This window comes from Micromonospora echinospora, from assembly GCF_900091495.1.
Taxonomy (GTDB): Bacteria; Actinomycetota; Actinomycetes; order Mycobacteriales; family Micromonosporaceae; genus Micromonospora; species Micromonospora echinospora.
In genome coordinates this window covers 4,170,490-4,188,545 of sequence record NZ_LT607413.1, presented here as the reverse complement: position 1 = coordinate 4,188,545, position 18,056 = coordinate 4,170,490, and the positions used below count along the sequence as shown (strand labels likewise).

19 protein-coding genes and 1 pseudogene are annotated in these 18,056 nt (G+C 72.1%); 10 read left to right on the top strand and 10 right to left on the bottom strand.

From position 1 onward, the window contains the following. Positions 1-57 precede the first annotated feature (57 nt). Together qcrC and ctaE are read right to left on the bottom strand one after the other, a co-directional pair. On the bottom strand, positions 58-894 hold the full coding sequence (gene qcrC / locus GA0070618_RS18925; RefSeq protein ID WP_088982819.1) for a cytochrome bc1 complex diheme cytochrome c subunit: 837 nt from the start codon (positions 892-894) through the stop codon (positions 58-60). A gap of 63 nt (positions 895-957) precedes the next feature. Then, entirely contained in the window at positions 958-1,557 is a 600-nt protein-coding gene (ctaE, locus tag GA0070618_RS18920) for an aa3-type cytochrome oxidase subunit III (RefSeq protein ID WP_088982818.1), read from the bottom strand. A 129-nt stretch (positions 1,558-1,686) separates the two neighbouring features. On the opposite strand from ctaE, the gene GA0070618_RS18915 reads away from it, so the two are divergent. The 4 genes from GA0070618_RS18915 to GA0070618_RS18900 all read left to right on the top strand — a co-directional run bounded on the left by GA0070618_RS18915 (position 1,687) and on the right by GA0070618_RS18900 (position 4,805). Further along, complete coding sequence (locus tag GA0070618_RS18915; protein ID WP_088985655.1) at positions 1,687-2,616, top strand: cytochrome c oxidase assembly protein; 930 nt, start codon at positions 1,687-1,689, stop codon at positions 2,614-2,616. Positions 2,617-2,710: 94 nt separating this feature from the next. Next, positions 2,711-3,118 carry a response regulator gene (locus GA0070618_RS18910; RefSeq protein WP_088985654.1) on the top strand — a complete coding sequence of 136 codons (408 nt, stop codon included), beginning with the start codon at positions 2,711-2,713 and terminating at the stop codon, positions 3,116-3,118. A 117-nt stretch (positions 3,119-3,235) separates the two neighbouring features. Continuing rightward, positions 3,236-4,282 (top strand): anthranilate phosphoribosyltransferase, encoded by a 1,047-nt coding sequence (gene trpD / locus GA0070618_RS18905; RefSeq protein ID WP_088982817.1) that lies wholly within the window; start codon positions 3,236-3,238, stop codon positions 4,280-4,282. A gap of 316 nt (positions 4,283-4,598) precedes the next feature. Further along, positions 4,599-4,805 carry a hypothetical protein gene (locus GA0070618_RS18900; RefSeq protein WP_088982816.1) on the top strand — a complete coding sequence of 69 codons (207 nt, stop codon included), beginning with the start codon at positions 4,599-4,601 and terminating at the stop codon, positions 4,803-4,805. Positions 4,806-4,926: 121 nt separating this feature from the next. On the opposite strand, the gene GA0070618_RS18895 is transcribed toward GA0070618_RS18900, so the two are convergent. Both GA0070618_RS18895 and ctaC read right to left on the bottom strand, forming a co-directional pair. After that, complete coding sequence (locus GA0070618_RS18895) at positions 4,927-5,352, bottom strand: cytochrome c oxidase subunit 4 (protein WP_088982815.1); 426 nt, start codon at positions 5,350-5,352, stop codon at positions 4,927-4,929. Positions 5,353-5,362: 10 nt separating this feature from the next. Further along, on the bottom strand, positions 5,363-6,337 hold the full coding sequence (ctaC, locus tag GA0070618_RS18890) for an aa3-type cytochrome oxidase subunit II (RefSeq protein WP_088982814.1): 975 nt from the start codon (positions 6,335-6,337) through the stop codon (positions 5,363-5,365). A 196-nt stretch (positions 6,338-6,533) separates the two neighbouring features. Here ctaC and GA0070618_RS18885 point away from each other — a divergent pair, with 196 nt between their 5' ends. The 3 genes and pseudogenes from GA0070618_RS18885 to GA0070618_RS33535 form a co-directional block, all read left to right on the top strand. After that, positions 6,534-7,685: a cysteine desulfurase family protein gene (locus GA0070618_RS18885; RefSeq protein WP_088982813.1), complete on the top strand. Its 1,152-nt coding sequence runs from the start codon at positions 6,534-6,536 to the stop codon at positions 7,683-7,685. Between the two features lie 146 nt (positions 7,686-7,831). Further along, positions 7,832-8,059, top strand: coding sequence for a sulfurtransferase TusA family protein (locus tag GA0070618_RS18880; RefSeq protein WP_088985653.1), 228 nt, complete (start codon positions 7,832-7,834; stop codon positions 8,057-8,059). Between the two features lie 312 nt (positions 8,060-8,371). Beyond that, positions 8,372-8,572, top strand: a pseudogene (locus GA0070618_RS33535) (Scr1 family TA system antitoxin-like transcriptional regulator); the annotation flags it as partial. A gap of 89 nt (positions 8,573-8,661) precedes the next feature. Here GA0070618_RS33535 and GA0070618_RS18875 read toward each other — a convergent pair. The 3 genes from GA0070618_RS18875 to GA0070618_RS18865 form a co-directional block, all read right to left on the bottom strand. Then, a complete protein-coding gene (locus GA0070618_RS18875; protein WP_088982812.1) occupies positions 8,662-9,639 on the bottom strand; it encodes a carbohydrate kinase family protein in 978 nt (325 codons plus the stop codon). A 266-nt stretch (positions 9,640-9,905) separates the two neighbouring features. Further along, entirely contained in the window at positions 9,906-10,274 is a 369-nt protein-coding gene (gene erpA / locus GA0070618_RS18870; protein ID WP_088982811.1) for an iron-sulfur cluster insertion protein ErpA, read from the bottom strand. A 226-nt stretch (positions 10,275-10,500) separates the two neighbouring features. Further along, positions 10,501-11,661, bottom strand: a complete 1,161-nt coding sequence (locus GA0070618_RS18865; protein WP_172900307.1) for a glycerate kinase family protein — start codon at positions 11,659-11,661, stop codon at positions 10,501-10,503. 43 nt (positions 11,662-11,704) lie between these two features. On the opposite strand from GA0070618_RS18865, the gene nadA reads away from it, so the two are divergent. The 3 genes from nadA to GA0070618_RS18850 all read left to right on the top strand — a co-directional run bounded on the left by nadA (position 11,705) and on the right by GA0070618_RS18850 (position 15,201). Further along, complete coding sequence (gene nadA, locus GA0070618_RS18860) at positions 11,705-12,880, top strand: quinolinate synthase NadA (RefSeq protein ID WP_088985651.1); 1,176 nt, start codon at positions 11,705-11,707, stop codon at positions 12,878-12,880. 213 nt (positions 12,881-13,093) lie between these two features. Continuing rightward, positions 13,094-14,449: a UDP-N-acetylglucosamine 1-carboxyvinyltransferase gene (gene murA / locus GA0070618_RS18855; RefSeq protein WP_088982810.1), complete on the top strand. Its 1,356-nt coding sequence runs from the start codon at positions 13,094-13,096 to the stop codon at positions 14,447-14,449. A 113-nt stretch (positions 14,450-14,562) separates the two neighbouring features. Continuing rightward, a complete protein-coding gene (locus tag GA0070618_RS18850) occupies positions 14,563-15,201 on the top strand; it encodes a DUF3043 domain-containing protein (protein WP_088982809.1) in 639 nt (212 codons plus the stop codon). Between the two features lie 104 nt (positions 15,202-15,305). On the opposite strand, the gene GA0070618_RS18845 is transcribed toward GA0070618_RS18850, so the two are convergent. From GA0070618_RS18845 to GA0070618_RS18835, 3 genes are read right to left on the bottom strand one after another with little or no spacing between them, the layout of a single operon-like run. Further along, the gene (locus GA0070618_RS18845; RefSeq protein WP_088982808.1) at positions 15,306-16,277 is read right to left on the bottom strand and encodes an ABC transporter ATP-binding protein; all 972 of its coding nucleotides are present in this window, start codon (positions 16,275-16,277) and stop codon (positions 15,306-15,308) included. Beyond that, positions 16,274-17,089 (bottom strand): ABC transporter permease, encoded by an 816-nt coding sequence (locus GA0070618_RS18840; protein ID WP_088982807.1) that lies wholly within the window; start codon positions 17,087-17,089, stop codon positions 16,274-16,276. The genes GA0070618_RS18845 and GA0070618_RS18840 overlap by 4 nt, the downstream gene beginning before the upstream one ends. Next, positions 17,082-17,933: an ABC transporter permease gene (locus GA0070618_RS18835; protein WP_088982806.1), complete on the bottom strand. Its 852-nt coding sequence runs from the start codon at positions 17,931-17,933 to the stop codon at positions 17,082-17,084. Before GA0070618_RS18835 ends, GA0070618_RS18840 begins: the two co-directional genes overlap by 8 nt. Between the last annotated feature and the right edge of the window lie 123 nt (positions 17,934-18,056).

Genomic DNA, 18,056 nt, shown 5'->3' with positions numbered 1-18,056 from the left:
CGCTACGGGCGGTGCCGAGCGTGGGCACCGCGGCGCTGAATCCGACGATTCGCTCGGTCACGACTTGCCCGCAATCCACAGGCTGGCGAAGACGAGCGCGACGATGCCGACCAGGAAGATGGCCACGCCCTCGGTGGAGGGACCGTAGCGGCCCAGGTTGAACCCACCCGGGTCCCGGTCGTCCTTCAGGGTCTCCTGGATGTAGGCGATGATGTCCGCCTTCTGCTCCGGGGTGATCTGGTTGTCGCCGAACACCGGCATGTTCTGCGGACCGCTCAGCATCGCGGCGTAGATCTGCCGGTCCGTGGCGGGGTGGAGGCTCGGCGCGTACTTCCCGGAGGAGAGCGCACCGCCGCCACCGCCGAAGGCGTGGCACTGCGAGCAGTTGATCCGGAACAGCTCACCGCCGGTGGCGAGGTTGGCGTCCGCGCGCAGGTCCCCCTCGGGGACCTCCGGGCCGCCACCGAGCTCCTGGATGTACTGGGCGAGCTGGCGGGTCTGCTCGTCGGTGAAGACCGGGGTCTTCCGCTCCGCCTGGGCCTCCTGCCGGGCCATCGGCATCCGGCCCGAGCTGACCTGGAACTCGACCGAGGCCGCGCCGACACCGATGAGGCTCGGCCCGCGCCCCTCGACGCCCTGCGCGTTGCGGCCGTGGCAGCTCACGCAGCTCACGTCGAACAGCGCCTTGCCCTCGGCTGCGGCACCGGTGAGCGGCGGGTTGTCCTGCGCCTGGGCGCCCGGGGCGAAGACGGCGTAGGCACCGCCGGCCAGCATGAGCGCGGCGATCAGCCGGACTGCGGCACCCAGCCGGCGGCGGCCCCTGCTGGGTGCCACGGACCGCTGGCGGCGCAGCCGCGCGAGCAGGCCGCGTCGGCGGTCGTTGTCAGAAGTCATGACCTGTGTCCTTAACCGGTTGGACCTTGTGTCTCGGGGACGGAGCGGCGCGCGGCGCCAAGATCACTGAAGCCAGTAGATCATGAAGTAGAGGCCGATCCACACGACGTCGACGAAGTGCCAGTAGTACGACACGACGATCGCCGACGTGGCCTGGGCCGGGGTGAACCGACCCATGGTGGTGCGGATCATGAAGATGATGAAGGCCACCAGACCGCCGGTCACGTGCAGGCCGTGGAACCCGGTGGTCAGGTAGAACATCGACCCGTACCCGTCCGCGTTGATCTTGACGCCGTGGTGGACCAGCTCGCGGTACTCGTTGAGCTGACCGAGGACGAAGATCAGGCCCATCACGAAGGTGATCGTGAACCAGCGCCGGAGCGCGTGCACGTCGCCCTTCTCCGCGGCGAAGACGCCGAGCTGGCACGTCACCGAGGACGCCACCAGGATCAGCGTGAAGGTCGTCGCGTACGGGATGTTCAGCACCTCGGTGTGCTTCTCCCACTGCTCCGGCGCCGCCGCGCGGATGGAGAAGTACATCGCGAACAGCGCCGCGAAGAACATGAGCTCGCTGGAGAGCCAGACGATCGTCCCGACACTGACCATGTTGGGTCGGGTCAGGGAATGGATCCGGCTCTTGTCAATGGCTGGGGCCGCAGTCACGCCGTCATTATTGCGCCCGATCAGGCCCGGCGAGCATCGGGGTGGCATAACGGTCGTTCCGGCGGGCCGACGGACGGCGTCCGGTTCGCCTGGCCTAGCCTGAAAAGCGTGTGGTACCTCGATCCGATCATGACCGCCGCCCCGGCCGCCGGAGCGGGGCCCGCGCTCGCCGCCGAGCCGCCGCCGCCGTTCGAGATCACCCGGGTGTTCACCGAGACCCGGCTGGACTCCTGGCTGGCGGTCGGTCTGGTCCTGGCCGCCGGCCTCTACCTCTACGGCGTGCACCGGCTACGGATGCGCGGCGACCGGTGGCCGGTCGCCCGGACGGTGTTCTTCCTCGGGCCGGGGCTGGGCGGCATCGCCTCGGTCACGGTCAGCGGACTGCACGCGTACGACACCGCGCTCTTCTCGGTGCACATGGTGCAGCACATGGTGCTCTCCATGATCGCGCCGATCTTCCTCGCGCTCGGCGCCCCGGTCACCCTCGCGCTGCGCACCCTGCCCAAGCGTCCGCGCCAGCGGCTGGTGGCGGTGGTGCACAGCCGGGTCGCCCGGGTCTACACGTTCCCGCTGGTCGCCTTCACGATCTTCGTGGTGAACCCGTTCGTGCTCTACTTCACCGACCTCTACCGGTACACCCTGGAGCACGCCTGGGCGCACGAGGTGGTGCACGCGCACTTCATCATGACCGGCTGCGTGTTCTTCTGGCCGATGCTCGGCCTCGACCCGATCCCGAACCGCTGGCCCTACCCGGGCCGGGCGCTGCTGATGCTGCTGTCGGTGCCGTTCCACACCGTCCTCGGGCTCACCATCATGCAGAGCAGCACGCTGTTCGGCGGCGACTGGTACCCGTCGCTGAACCTCGCCTGGTCGGACCCGTGGAACGACCAGGTGGTGGCCGGCGGCATCGTCTGGGCCGGCGGCGAGTTCGTCAGCATCACCATGCTGGCGGTGCTGGTGGTGCAGTGGGTCCGCCAGTCCGAGCGGGAGGCCCGCCGGATCGACCGCGACCTGGACCGCCAGGAGGCCCGGCAACGCGCCGCCGGCACCCCGGCCTGACCCGGGCCGTCGGGCCGCCGTGGGCACCGACGCGACCGGCCCGACCCGACCGGTACGATCAGCGGGCAGCTACGACGTGGGAGCCAAGCCAGCGATGAGCGATCGTCTTTACACCGTCCTGCTCTACAGCGACGACCCGCAGGTGCGTGACCGGATGCGGCTCGCCGTGGGCACCCGTCCCGCCGCCGACCTGCGGGTCGAGTTCACCGAGGCGGCCAGCTACGCCGAGTGCATCCGGCTGGTCGACGACTACGAGATCGACCTGATGATCCTCGACGGCGAGGCGACCCCGGCCGGGGGCATCGGCATCGCCCGCCAGGTCAAGGACGACCGGGCCGACGCTCCCCCGACCTGCGTGGTGATCGCCCGCGCCGCCGACCGCTGGCTGGCCGCGTACGCCGAGGTCGACGCGACCCTGGTGCACCCGCTGGACCCGGTGACCACCGGTTCCACCGTCGCCGAGCTGCTGCGTCGGCACGCCGGCGCCGGCCGCGCCGCCTGAGGCGACGCTCCACCTCCACGGTCCGGGCCCGCCCGGGTCCGCGATCGTCCGGCCCGGTCCGTCACCGTCGACACCGGTGCCGTCACCCGCATCCCACGCCTGCTCGGGAGGCCCACCATGGGCGATCGGACCTGGCCACACCTGCTCGCCGCGCTGCTGCGCGGTGAGGAACTCCCCACCGCCGACACCTCGTGGGCGATGGGCGAGATCATGACGGGCGCGGCCACACCGATCCAGATCGCCGCCTTCGCGGTGGGCCTGCGGGCCAAGGGCGAGACTCCGACCGAGCTGGCCGGCCTGGTCGAGGCGATGCTCGGCAACGCCGTCCCCGTGGAGCTGCCCGAGGATGTCCGGGCCAGCGCCCTCGACGTGGTCGGCACCGGCGGTGACCTCGCCCACACGGTCAACATCTCGACCATGGCGGCGCTGGTGGTGGCCGGGGCCGGGGTCCGGGTGGTCAAGCACGGCAACCGGGCGGCCTCCTCCTCCTGCGGCACCGCCGACGTGCTGGAGTTCCTCGGCGTCCCGCTGGACCTCGACCCGGCCGGGGTCACCCGCTGCGTCACCGAGGCCGGCATCGGCTTCTGCTTCGCCGCCCGGTTCCACCCGGGCATGCGGCACGCCGGCCCGGTCCGCCGCGAGATCGGCGTGCCCACCTTCTTCAACTTCCTCGGTCCGCTGACCAACCCGGCCCGGCCGCGCGCCGGCGCGGTCGGCTGCTTCGACCTGCGGATGGCGCCGGTGATGGCCGCCGTCTTCGCCGCCCGGGGCGACTCGGCCCTGGTGATGCGGGGCGAGGACGGGCTGGACGAGTTCAGCACCGCCGCCCCCACCCGCTTCTGGGTGGCCCAGCAGGGCACCGTCAGAGAGGCGCTGCTCGACGCGACCGACCTCGGGGTACCCCGGGCCACCCTGGCCGACCTCCGCGGCGCTGACGCGGCGTACAACGCCGGTGTCGTCCGGCGACTGCTCGCCGGCGAGCGGGGCCCGGTACGCGACGCCGTGCTGGTCAACGCCGCCGCCGCGCTCGCCACCCAGGGGCCGCTCGACGGCGACCTGCTGACCGCCGTCCGGGCCGGGCTGGACCGGGCCGCCGAGTCGATCGACTCCGGCGCGGCGGCGCGGGCCCTCGACCGCTGGATCGAGGTGGCCCGCTCGGCCTGAGCGGCGGAGACCGACCGCTCCCCGGCCGGGCTTCCGACGAGGTTGTCGGACCCGCGTGCCAAACTACAGCCGAGTAGTTTTCGCTGCTGCCGTGCCGAGCGGTCCACAGGTGGAGGTGGTCCAGAGGCCCCGGATGTCCACCGGTGCCGGATGTCCACCGGTGCCGGATGTCCACCGGTGCCGGATGTCCACCGGTGCCGGATGTCCACCGGTGCCGGGTGTTCACCGGCCCCCGGTGGTCCCCGGTGCCGGCCCGCGCCGTCCGGGTCGACCGGAGGCCCGCCCCGCCGGCAGCCCGCACAGAGAGGAGACGCCCGTGTCGGAGCGCGAGCTGTACTGCGACAGCTGCCAGGGCGTCCAACTGTTCGAGGTCCCGCCCTGCGAAGACGGGCACGGGGCGGACTGCCCCGAGCTGAGTTGCACCGGCTGCGGCTCGGCGGTGCTGATCGCCACCTTCCGGTTCACTCCCGCCCGGCTGGCCGACCGCCGACCGGTGTCGCGCGGACACCGTAGGGCGGCCTGACCCGGCACGTCGGCGGCCCGTCCTCGTTCCGCGAGGATCCTCCCGCCGGGCCGGAGCGCCCACACGACGAGGGCCGCCTCCCGAAGGGGAGGCGGCCCTCGTCGTGGTCGGACGACGCCGGTCAGTGCTCGGCGGTGCGCCGGGTGCCGGTGTAGTACTCGAAGAGCAGACCGGACGTGGCCAGGGCGACCGCCACCAGGCCCAGGGCGATCAGCCAGTACTGCCAGATCACCAGGCCGAAGCCGGTGACGGCGGCGGCGAGCGCCAGGCCGAACGGCCAGTAGCTGCCGGGGCTGAAGAAGCCGACCTCGCCGGCGCCGTCGGCGATCTCCCCGTCGGCGCGGTCCTCCGGACGCAGGTCGATCCGGCGGGCGACGAACCAGAAGAACCCACCGCACATCGCGCAGAGCCCGAACGACAGCAGCAGGGCGACGGTGCCGACCCACTCGACGTGACCGGTCTCACCGGCCGTCCAGGCGCCGTAGAGGACGCTGACAGCGAGCAGGAACGCCGCGATGATGGAGAAGATCTTCCACTCGGTCCTCATGCCGGCCCCCTCAGCGTCCCGCGCCGGCCGGCGTGCCGGCCGCGTTGTTGAAGTTGCTCTCGGTGCGCCGGGTCTCGAACGGCCGGGTGGTCGTCGCGTACGGATCCTCACCGATCGACTGGAGCGCCTCCTGGGTCGACCGGCCGTCCCGCTTGGCGGCGAGGAACTGGTCGTACTCCTGCGGCGACACGACCCGCAGCTCGAAGTTCATGAAGGCGTGGTAGCTGCCGCACAGCTCGGCGCAGCGGCCCACGTACGCGCCCTCGGTCACCAGCTCGGAGATCTCGAACTCGTTGCGGATCTTGCCGGGGAAGACGTCCCGCTTGAAGAGCAGCTCCGGCACCCAGAAGGAGTGGATGACGTCCTTGCTGGTCTCCTCGAACCGGATGGACCGGTTGGTCGGCAGCACCAGCACCGGGATGACCTCGCTGGTGCCGAGGACCGACGCGACGGTGTTCGCGTCCTTGCCCAGGCCGTCCCGGTAGTTGAACTGCCAGTTCCACTTGAAAGCGACGATCTCGACGACCACGTCCGGGTTCGCCGTGCGCTTCTCCACGTCGGTCTGCACGACCGCGGTGTAGTAGAAGAGCACCGAGACGATCAGGATCGGCGCGATCGTGTAGAGGAACTCCATCGGCATGTTGAACCGGGTCTGCACGGGCAGCTCGTTACCGCGCTTGCGGTACCGGATGATGCACCAGAAGATCAGGCCCCAGACGAAGACCCCGACCGCGAGCGCCGCGATGCAGGACGCGATCCAGAGGTCGTACATCCGCCGGGACTCGGCCGAGATGCCGCCCTGCGGCCAGCCGAAACCGTCGAACGCCGCACCGACGTCACAACCCGTCAGCAGGACCAGAGTCGCCCCTGCGCTGAGACCGAGACCGGCGAGCCGCCCGGCACCCCGTCCCCGGCGCCCACCGGCTCCCGGGGAAGCGTTGTGCCGTACGGCCGTCGGCCGTACCTCCGAACTCCTTGCGACCACCTGGTCCTGCCTCCCTAGCGCGCCGCGGTGTCTGACCCGGTTCCGCCGGCCCGGCCGGCGGATTGACAGCACCGGCGGCAAAGGCGTCACCGACGGTCGCAGATTACTCGACCATGACGGACCGGAATGCCCTGGGGTCGCGTGTCCGCCCCGGTCGAGGGATCGCGAACACCCCCCGCACGCTACGTTGGCACCCGTGAGCGCTCCCCCGGTCTACCTGGACGCGGCCACCGCCACCCCGTTGCACCCGGTGGCCAGACAGGCGCTGGCCGCCGCCCTGGCCGACGGCTGGGCCGACCCCGGTCGGCTCTACACGTCCGCCCGCCGGGCCCGTCAACTCCTCGACGCGGCGCGGGCCGCGGCAGCCGAGACCCTCGGGGTACGCCCCGACGAGCTCTCCTTCACCGCCAACGGCACCACGGCGGCGCACGGCGCGGTGCTGGGCGGCCTGGCCGCTCGACGGCGGGTCGGCCCGGTGCTGGTGCACTCGGCGATCGAACACTCCGCCGTCCTGCACGCCGCCGAGCGGCACGTCGCCGACGGCGGTCAGGCGGTGTCCGTGCCGGTCCACCGGTCGGGCCGACTCGACCTCGACGCGTGGGGGACGGCGGTCCGGTCGCCCGGGGTGGCCTGGGCCAGCCTGATCGCGGCCAGCCACGAGGTGGGCACCGTGCAGCCGGTCGCCGAGGCCGCCGCCGCCTGCGCCGGGGCGGGGGTGCCGCTGTACGTCGACGCCGCCCAGGTGGTCGGCCGGGCCCCCGTGCCCACCGGCTGGTCGGTGCTGACCGCCAGCGCCCACAAGTGGGGCGGCCCGTCCGGCGTGGGACTGCTGGTGGTCCGCAAGGGCACCCGGTGGGAGTCGCCCTGGCCGGCCGACGAGCGGGAGTCGGGCCGTACGCCGGGGTCGTTGAACCTGCCGGCGGTGGTCGCGGCGGCGGCGAGCCTGCGCGCCGCGGCGGCCGACGCGGCGGCCGAGGCCGCCCGGCTCACGCCGCTGGTGGAGCGGATCCGGGCCCGGATCGCGGCGGACGTGCCGGACGTCGAGGTCGTGGGCGACCCGGTGGACCGCCTCCCCCACCTGGTGACCTTCTCCTGCCTCTACGTCGACGGCGAGGCGCTGCTGCACGCGCTGGACCGGCGGGGCTTCGCCGTCTCCTCCGGGTCCTCGTGCACCGCGTCGACGCTGCGGCCGTCACACGTGCTGGAGGCGATGGGGGTGCTCTCGCACGGCAACGTCCGGGTCAGCCTGCACCGGGAGACCACCGAGGCGGACGTCGAACGGTTCCTGACCGAGCTGCCGGAGATCGTCGCCGGCCTGCGCGCCGAGGCCGGGGTGGTGGGGCTGTGACCGCCGTACCGCCCGCCGGGGCCGACCCGCAACGTGCCACGGCCGCCGGGCCGGAACCTCCCGGACCGGCTGGGCCGGGCAGCACTCCGACCAAGAACGCGACCACGAGGCCAGAGCAGGCGGCGACGGGCGGGCCGGAGCAGGCCGTGACGACTGGGCCGGACGAGGTGCTGGACTGTCTCGGGCAGCGCTGCCCGCTGCCGGTCATCGCGCTCGCCCGCCGCCTGCCGGACCTGCCGGTCGGCGCGGTGCTGCGGGTTCTCGCCGACGACCCGGCGGCAGCGGTGGACATCCCGGCCTGGTGCCGGATGCGCGGGCAGGAGTTCGTGGCCGCCGTCGACGGACCCGGCTACGACGTCCGCCGCACCCGCTGAGTCCCTCCGCCCGGCCCTCAGCCAGCGTCCCGCCACAACGTCCCACGCGGCGACCCGGCCGCGCTTCCACTTGACGCCCCCGGCTGTGCTCGGCGTACCGGCCGCGCTCCCCACTGACACGACCTTGGACAGTTACCGTTCCATTTGAGCGCTAAGTGTCCAAGATCTGCGCTGTCACGCCCGTCGGGTGGACCGACTCGTCGATCCAGATCAGCCGTAACCGCCGTCCGGCGCGGCTGAAGATCCGTACGGCGCTGTCGGCGCTCGGAAACCGTCCGGCGTACGTCCGCTGGTCGCCACAGAGCAGGTCCCCGTCTCCGGCAGACCCGCGCGCGGCTCACCGACGAGAAGCCGTTGACCCTGCACGCGGTGATCGGCGAGGCGGCGCTGCGGTTACGCGTCAACGGCGAGGAGCCCCGTCGGGCCCAGCTCCGCCACCTCGCCGCGATGTCCGAGCTGCCCCACGTCAGTTTGGTGCGAGTGCGGACCGATCCACGAGAGCACCGCCCCTGAGTCGCCCGTCGGCGCCGACGGTTGGCACCGTGCCCTCCGGGCGGCCACCGGCACGCGGCGGCTGCCCGGAGCGGCGTCTGCGGAGGCGGTCAGCCGAGCAGGTGGGGGCGGACCTGGTCGGCGACGGCGTCGCCGTAGGACTCGGCGAGGCGCTTGACGAAGGCGTCCCGGTGGATCTGGTACTCCTGCGCGCCGTGGTTCTCCAGCACCATCGCGGCGGAGAGGCAGCCGACCTGGGCGGCCTGCTCCAGGCCGAGACCCCAGGAGAGGCCGGCGAAGAAGCCGCCGCGGAAGCCGTCACCGACGCCGGTCGGGTCGACTTCGCGGACGTCCCGGACGGCCGGCACGTGTAGCCGCGGGACGTCCCGCCCCTCGATCTCCACGCCGTCCTTGCCGAGCGTGGTGACCCGGATGGTCACCCGGTCGAGCAGTTGGGCATCGGTGAGGCCGGCCTTGCTCTGCAGCAGCGACTTCTCGTACTCGTTGGTGAGCAGGTAGGTGGCGCCGTCGATCAGGCCGGCGACGTCGCTGCCGTCCATCCGCGCGAGCTGCTGGGAGGGGTCGGCGGCGAAGTGGTAGCCGCGCTCCCGGCACTCGGCCGAGTGACGCAGCATCGCCTCGGGGTCGTTGGCGCCGACCAGCACCAGATCGAGGCGACCGACCCGCTGCGCGACCGGGGCCAACTCGATGTTGCGGGCCTCGCTCATCGCCCCGGCGTAGAAGGAGGCGATCTGGCACATGTCGGTGTCGGTGGTGCAGACGAAACGAGCGGTGTGCGCGACCTCGCTGACGTGCACCGAGTCGCAGTCGACACCGTGCCGCTCCAGCCAGGAGCGGTAGTCGGCGAAGTCGGCACCGACCGCGCCGACCAGCACCGGGGTCAACCCGAGCTGGGCCATCCCGAAGGCGATGTTCGCGGCCACACCGCCACGCCGGACGATGAGGTCGTCGATGAGGAAGGACAGCGAGACCTTGTCCAGCTGGTCGGCGATGAGCTGGTCGGCGAACCGGCCGGGGAAGCTCATCAGGTGGTCGGTCGCGATCGAGCCAGTCACGGCGATCTTCATGTCAACCCTCGCGGTCGGGGAGCAGAGCGCCGGTCAGCCTACCGGCCCGGTCATCTTTCCACCGGCCCGCCGATTGGGACATGGCCCTTCGAGCGACGCTTGAGCGCCCGGGTGGTAGCAGGGGCCCCCTACAGGTGATTTTCGCCCTGCAAGGGGCCCCTGCTACCACTAGAACGCGGGCGGGCGGAACCGTGACGGGGCGGTACGAAAACGGCGGGGCCGCCCCGGAAGAGGGGCGGCCCCGCCGTCGGGCCGAGGTCAGCGACTCAGCTGAACGAGTCACCGCAGGCGCAGGAGCTGCCCGCGTTCGGGTTGTCGATGGTGAAGCCCTGGGCGTCGATCCGGTCGGCGAAGTCGATCGTTGCGCCGGTCAGGTACGGGGCGCTCATCCGGTCGACGACGACCTCGACACCACCGAAGTCAGTGACGACGTCCCCGTCGAGGGAACGCTCGTCGAAGAAGAGCTGGTACCGCAGGCCGGAGCAGCCACCCGGCTGCACCGCGACCCGGAGCCGCAGGTCGTCGCGGCCCTCCTGCTCGATCAGGGCCTTGACCTTCTGCGCCGCGACGTCGGTGAGGACGACGGTCGTGGGGGCCTTGGCCTCGGTCGAGTCGGTCTGCGCTGGCGTGGTCACGTGGAATTCTCCCTGCGCGCGTCGGTGTGGTCTCTCCGGGCCAACGTCCTCGCCGGTCCAGTGATTCCCACTGTGGTCCAGGTCTGATTGTAGGCCGCTCCGGGGCGGGGTGGCCCGGTCGGCCGTGGGTCAGCAGTCAACGCCGCCCTGCGGACCGGCGGTCGACGGCTCACGCCGCAGCTTCTCCGGCGGCTCGCCAGGCTGACCCCAGGTGGGGACCCGGCGGTCAGCGGCTCCACTGTCCGGCCAGTCGGGCACCCAGCGCCCGGAGTCCCTCCGCCGGACGGCTCATGGCCGCCTCGACTCCGCCGTGTTCCTCACCCCCGAAGTGTTCCACCAGGCTGTGGGTGTCGGTCACCCCGGCCGAGGCGGCCTCCCGCCGGCCGGTACTGACCCGGCCGGCCACCACCACGCAGGGCACGCCCCGGTCCCGGGCCGCGCCGGCCACCCCGGCGACCACCTTGCCGCGCAGCGACTGGTGGTCGAAGGAGCCCTCCCCGGTGATCACCAGATCCACCGCGTCCAGCGCCGCCTCCAGGCCGATCGCCCGGGTGACCAGCCCGATGCCGGATTCGCACCGGCCGCCGAGGGCGAGCACCGCCGCGCCGAGCCCACCGGCCGCGCCACCGCCGGGCAACGCGCCGAGCCCGGCCGGGCAGCCCGGCAGGTCTTTCTCAAGTACGCCCGCGAAGCGCTCCAACGCCGCGTCGAGCAGCAGCACGTCCTCGCGGGTCGCCCCCTTCTGCGGGCCGTAGACGCTGCTCGCCCCGTGCAGCCCGAGCAGCGGGTTGTCCACGTCGCTGGCGGCGACCAGGGTGGCGTCGCGCAGCCGGGGCACGCCGTCCAGGCCGGCCACGGCGACCAGCGCCGCCCCGCCGTACGGCAGTGCCCGGCCGGCCTCGTCCAGCGGGGTCGCGCCGAGCGCGGCGAACATGCCGGCGCCGGCGTCGTTGGTGCCGGAACCGCCCAGCCCGATCACCACGGTCCGCGCGCCGTGCTCCACCGCCGCGGTGACCAGCAGCCCGAGCCCGTACGAGGTGGTGGTCTTCGGGTCACGCTCGTCCGGAGCGAGCAGGTGCAGGCCGCACGCCTGGGCGCTTTCGAGGTACGCGGTCCCGTCGTCGGTGAGCAGGATCTCCCCGGCGGTCGGGCGGCCCAGCGGGTCGACCGTCGGCACCGGTATCCGCCGGCCGCCGAGCGCGTCGGCGAGGACCGCGACGAAGCCGGGCCCACCGTCGGCGAGGGGCCGGATGAGGAGTTCGTCACCTTGGGCGACCTCGCGCCAGCCGGTGGCCACCGCGTGGGCCACCTCCTGGGCGGGCAGGGTGCCGGCGAACTTGTCCGGACAGAGCAGCACACGCATGCCCAGCAGTGTGGCAGCCCACATCCGGGAAGGCTGCACCACGGCCACGCTGTGGGACCATGGGGTCGTGACTTCGACCTGGGTGGAACCCTCCAACACCGCGACGGCGCTGCTTCTCCTCGGCCGGGGCAGTGATCCCGCCACCGAGCGTGGCGTGGAGTGTCCGGGTGACCTGCCGGCGCCGAGCGACCCCGGCCTGGTGGCCCGGGCGGCGGCGGCCAAGGCGGCGCTGGGCGAACGGGTCTTCGTGCTGGGTCACCACTACCAGCGCGACGAGGTGATCCAGTTCGCCGACGTGACCGGCGACTCGTTCAAGCTGGCCCGGGAGGCAGCGGCCCGCCCGGACGCCGAGTACATCGTCTTCTGCGGTGTGCACTTCATGGCGGAGAGCGCCGACATCCTCACGTCGGACGCCCAGAAGGTGATCCTGCCCGACCTGGCCGCCGGCTGCTCGATGGCGGACATGGCGGTGCTCTCCCAGGTGGAGACCGCCTGGGACGTGCTGACCGAGCTGGGTGTCGCCGCCGACACGGTCCCGGTGACGTACATGAACTCCTCGGCCGACATCAAGGGCTTCGTCGGCCGCAACGGCGGGGTGGTCTGCACCTCGTCGAACGCCAAGCGGGCCCTGGACTGGGCGTACCAGCAGGGCTCGAAGGTGCTCTTCCTGCCCGACCAGCACCTGGGCCGCAACACCGCCGTGCTGGAGATGGGCTTCTCGCTGGACGACTGTGTGCTCTACGACCCGCACAAGCCGAACGGCGGGCTGACCGCCGAGCAGCTGCGCGACGCGCGGATGATCCTGTGGCGGGGACACTGCTCGGTGCACGGCCGTTTCACCCTGGACAGCGTCAACGACGTCCGGCAGCGGGTGCCCGGGGTCAACGTGCTGGTCCACCCGGAGTGCCGGCACGAGGTGGTCAACGCCGCCGACCTGGTCGGCTCGACCGAGTACATCATCCGGACCATCGAGGCGGCCCCGGCCGGCTCGGCCTGGGCGGTGGGCACCGAACTGAACCTGGTCCGCCGGCTCGCGCTGGCCCACCCGGACAAGCAGATCATGTTCCTCGACAAGGCGGTCTGCTACTGCTCGACGATGAACCGGATCGACCTGCCGCACCTGGTGTGGGCGCTGGAGGAGCTGGTCGCCGGCCGGGTGGTGAATCAGATCACCGTCGATGCGGACACCGCCCACCACGCCCGGGTGGCCCTGGACCAGATGCTGGCCCTGCCCGGGGCCTGACGACCGCAGGTGACGTGTGGGGTGCGGTTACGTACCCCCGTCACCCTTTCACGGCATCCGATGCGGTCTGCCCGAGTCATTCTCGTCACCGAGGGCTATGCTGCCCCTGCGACGACTGAGCGAGCCGTTTACCACCGGCCGCCGTCCGGGTAGCGACGAGTCGCCGGCCCCTCAATCACCCCACACGGCAGCACCGACGCGCTGGAGGTTGCGTTGACCAACGACGTCCTGGTCGTACACGGAGGAACTCCGCTGGAAGGGCGGATCCGCGTGCGCGGCGCGAAGAACCTGGTCTCCAAGGCGATGGTCGCCGCCCTGCTCGGCGACAGCCCGAGCCGACTCTTCGACGTACCGAAGATCCGGGACGTCGAGGTGGTCCGGGGTCTGCTCGGCCTGCACGGCGTGAAGGTCAGCGACGGCCAGGAGGACGGCGAGCTGGTCTTCGACCCCGCGAACGTGGAGAGCGCGAGCACCGACCAGATCAACGTGCACGCCGGGTCGAGCCGGATCCCGATCCTGTTCTGCGGCCCGCTGCTGCACCGCCTCGGCCACGCGTTCATCCCGGACCTGGGTGGCTGCCACATCGGCCCCCGTCCGATCGACTTCCACCTCCAGGCGCTGCGCGAGTTCGGCGCGACGGTCGAGAAGACCCCGGAGGGGTTGCACCTGTCCGCCCCGAACGGCCTGCACGGCACCAAGTTCGCGCTGCCGTACCCGAGCGTGGGCGCGACCGAGCAGGTGCTGCTGACCGCGGTGATGGCCGAGGGGGTCACCGAGCTGCGGAACGCGGCGGTGGAACCGGAGATCATCGACCTGATCTGCGTGCTCCAGAAGATGGGCGCGATCATCAAGGTGCACACCGACCGGGTGATCGAGATCCAGGGTGTGCCGAAGCTGCACGGCTACACCCACCGGCCGATCCCGGACCGGATCGAGGCGGCGAGCTGGGCGGCGGCGGCGCTGGCCACCCGGGGTCACGTCGAGGTGCTCGGCGCGCAGCAGGCCGACATGATGACCTTCCTGAACGTCTTCCGCTCCGTCGGCGGCGAGTACGAGGTGACCGACACCCGTCCGCCCCGGTTGGGCGACCTCGGCCAGGAGGGCGGCATCCGGTTCTGGCACCCGGGCGGCGAACTGCACGCCACCGCGCTGGAGACCGACGTGCACCCCGGCTTCATGACCGACTGGCAGCAGCCGCTGGTCGTCGCGCTGACCCAGGCCCGGGGCCTGTCGATCGTCCACGAGACGGTCTACGAGCAGCGGCTCGGCTACACCGAGGCGCTCAACTCGATGGGCGCGAACATCCAGGTCTACCGGGACTGCCTGGGCGGCACCCCGTGCCGCTTCGGCCGGCGCAACTTCAAGCACTCCGCGGTGATCGCGGGCCCGAGCAAGCTGCACGCCGCCGACCTGGTCATCCCGGACCTGCGCGCCGGGTTCAGCCACCTGATCGCGGCGCTCGCCGCCGAGGGCACCTCCCGGGTGTACGGCGTCGACCTGATCAACCGGGGCTACGAGGACTTCGAGGCGAAACTCGCCGACCTCGGCGCGCACGTCGAGCGTCCGTGACCGGCGGAGCCGGCTGGGCCGCGTGGGCGGCCCGGCCGGCTGCCCCGGAAGTCCGGTCGGACCAGCCACCGGGCATGACCTGACTCACCCCTGCCGGCGGCCGGCGCACCGTGATGTGCACCGGCCGCCGACGGTTGGCTACCCTTCACCACGTGCCCTCGCTGTTTCGCCGCAAGTCCACCGACCTCGTCGACGAGGCCGTCACCGAGGTGACGGCGGACGAGACGCCCGATTCCACCCGCCCGCGTGGCTACACGCCGGCGAAGGGACGGGAGACCCCGAAGCGACCCACGGCCAACCGCCGGGTCGCCGCCGCCACCAAGCCGCTGAGCAAGGAGGAGGCCAAGGAGCGGCGTCGTCGTCTGCGGGCCGAGGCGGCGGAGGAGTTCCGCCGCGAGGGCGGCCCCCGGGACCGGGGGCCGGAACGGGTGCTGGCCCGTAACGTCGTCGACTCCCGACGTACCGTCGGCACCTGGTTCTTCGGCGGCGCGCTGGTCGTGCTGATCGGCTCGTCGGCGGCGATGCCGCCGACCGTGCGCCTGGTGTCGAACCTGCTCTGGGCGGCGCTGGCGATCGGTGTGGTGATCGACTCCATTCTGATCAGCCGCAAGATCAAGAAGCTGGTCCGTGAGCGCTACCCCAATACCGGCCAGCGGATGGGCTCGCTCTACCTCTACGCGATCATGCGCTCGATCACGTTCCGCAAGATGCGCGCCCCGGCGCCCCGGGTCAACCTCGGCGATCCGATCTGACGTCTCCCGACGGTGGTGGCAGGCTTCTGCGGTGGTAGCAGGGGCCCCTTCCTCATCATCAGGTGGTAACAGGGGTCCCCTGCTACCACCGGACGCCCCCCCGCTCACACCGGATGTGGGCTGCGGTAGAGGCGGGCCACCACGTCCTCGATGTCCGGCTCGACGATCGAGATGTCGCGGAGCGTGGCGAGCCCGGCCAGTCCGGCGACCACCTCCGCCGCGCCCGCCGACTCCAGCGCGTAGACCAGCCGGTGCCCGTCCGCCTCCACCCGCTGCAACGGCGCACCGGGCAGCGTCGGCGGCTCGGGCAGGGCGACGTCGAGTTCGGCGACCACCAGCCGGCGGGAGCCGTACCGGCTGTGCAGGGCGGCGATCGAGCCGTCGTGCACCACCCGGCCGTGGTCGATCACCACGAGACGTCGGCAGAGGCGCTCGATGTCGGCCAGGTCGTGGGTGGTGAGCACCAGTGTGGTGTCCCCGGTCCGGCCCAGCTCGGCGAGGAAGCCACGGACCGCCTGCCGGCTGACCACGTCCAATCCGATGGTCGGCTCGTCGAGGAAGAGCACCTGCGGGCCGTGCAGCAGGGCGGCGGTCAGCTCGCCGCGCATCCGCTGACCGAGGGAGAGCTGGCGGACCGGGGTGTCGAGGAAGGCGTCCAGGTCGAGCAGGTCCCGGCAGCGGCGCAACCGGGCCGCGTGGTCGGCGGCCGGCACCCGGTAGACGTGCCGCAGCAGGTCGAACGAGTCGCGCAGGGGCAGGTCCCACCAGAGCTGGGAGCGTTGCCCGAACACCACGCCGATGCGCAGGGCCAGCCGGGTCCGCCGGGCGACCGGCTCCAGGCCGCAGACGCGCACCTGGCCGGCGGTGGGGGTGAGCACGCCGGTGAGCATCTTCAGGGTGGTGGACTTCCCGGCCCCGTTCGGCCCGATGTAGCCGAGCATCTCGCCCCGCTCCACCCGCAGGTCGACCCCGTCGACGGCGGTGACAATCCGCTTGTGCCGGCGCAGCCGCCCGGCCCGGACCCGCACGGTGAACTCCTTGCGCAGCGCGTGCGCCTCGATCACGGTCGCGCTCATGACCCCGTACTCCGGTAGTGTCGGACGCCGGTCCGCCACGCCGTGGCGGCGATCGCGGCGGCGACCACCGCGACGCCCGGCGAGGCCCAGCCCACCCAGGCCGGCAGGCCGAGCGGGTCGTCCCGGCCGAGCAGCGCCAGCGCCGGGTGGTAGCTGACGAAGGCAAAGCCGAGACCGTACGCGAAGACCGCCCGGAACCAGCCCCCGAAGACCGTGATCGGGTACGAGGTGAAGTCCCGCCCGCCGTAGGTGACCGAGTTGGCCAGCTCCCCCGACTCGACCCAGTAGAACGAGACGGTCGCGGTGGCCACGAAGACCGAGCCGAAGAAGACCACCCCGGCCAGCGGGGCGAGGACCACCAGTGCCGCCCGGGCCGGGGTCCACTCGATCCCGGCCGTGCCGACCGCCACCACCAGGACGGCCAGCCCGAAGAGCACCCGGGAGACCTTGCGCAGCGGCAGGTCCATGAGCAGCAGTTGCGGCAGCGCGCCGAGCGGGCGCAGCAGCACCGTGTCGAACAGGCCGGTGCGGACGTACCGGGGTAGCCGTTCGATGTTGCCGACCAGCAGGTCGGCCGTGGCGAAGGCGCAGGCGGAGAGGGCGACCATCACGAACGTCTCACGCAGGGTGAAGCCGCCGAGTTCCCGGGTCACCCCGAAGAGGACGAAGACGGTGAGCACGTCGAAGACGGTCGCCCCGACGTTGCCCACCAGGTCCACGGTGAACGACACCCGGTACGCGGTCTGCGACCTGGCCTGCGCACCGAGCAACGCCCGGTACGCGCCGAGCGTCGTGCCGGCCGGGTCAGCCACCCTGCACCACCAGCCGAAGCTCGGCCCGGCGCTGCACCAGCCGGCAGGACGCCAGGATCAGCACCGTCCAGACCACCTGGATCCCGACCAGGGCGAGCGAGACCGGCGGCGGGTCGACCTCGACCAGCACGTCGAGCGGGGTCTGGAAGAGACTCGGAAACGGGGTGACGATCCACAGCGTCTGGTGGAGCCCCGCCGGCAGGAAGCGCAGCGGGAAGTAGAGCCCGGCCAGCAGACCCGAGCTGAGCGTCCACAGGATCATCGCGCCGCGGACGTCGTGCAACCAGTAGGCGGTGGCGTTGACCAGGTACCGGCAGCCGAAGCAGGCCACCACCGCCAGCAGCACCGACAGCGGGAACAGCAACGCGGTGGACCAGCGGGTCGGCAGGTATACCTCGAAGAAGAGCGGGCCGACCAGCACCGGCGGCAACATGCGGGCCAGCACCGCGTAGCCGGCGCGACCCAGGTCGGCGGCGAGGTGGCTGGTCACCGGATCGACCGGGCGGAGCAGGTCGCTGACCACGTCCCCGGTGCGGATCCGGTCGGCCAGTTCGGTCCAGCCCCAGAGCAGGACGACGGTGAGCAGCCCCTGCCCCATCCAGACGTAGGTGGCGAGCCGGGCCGGGTCGTAACCGGCGACCGAGCCGGCCTGCCGGGCCACGGCGAGCAGGAGGTAGCAGCGGAGGAAGCCGAAGACGGTGTTGGTGACCACGCCGGCCACCGCAGCCTGCCGATACGTGGAGTAACGCCGGAATCCTGATCCGACTATCGCGCCAAATGTCCGAAACCATAGGATAACGTTTGAGTGCCGGGCCGGTCCCACAGTGGCGGTGACGGAGCCCACGCCGTTACCCTCCTTCCGCAGCCACCCAGTGCCGGACCGGGCGACTCTACAGACACGCCCCGGCTGCCAGCGCGACAATTTCCGACGAGGTGACACCGCCGTGAGCGACCGACGCGATCCGGC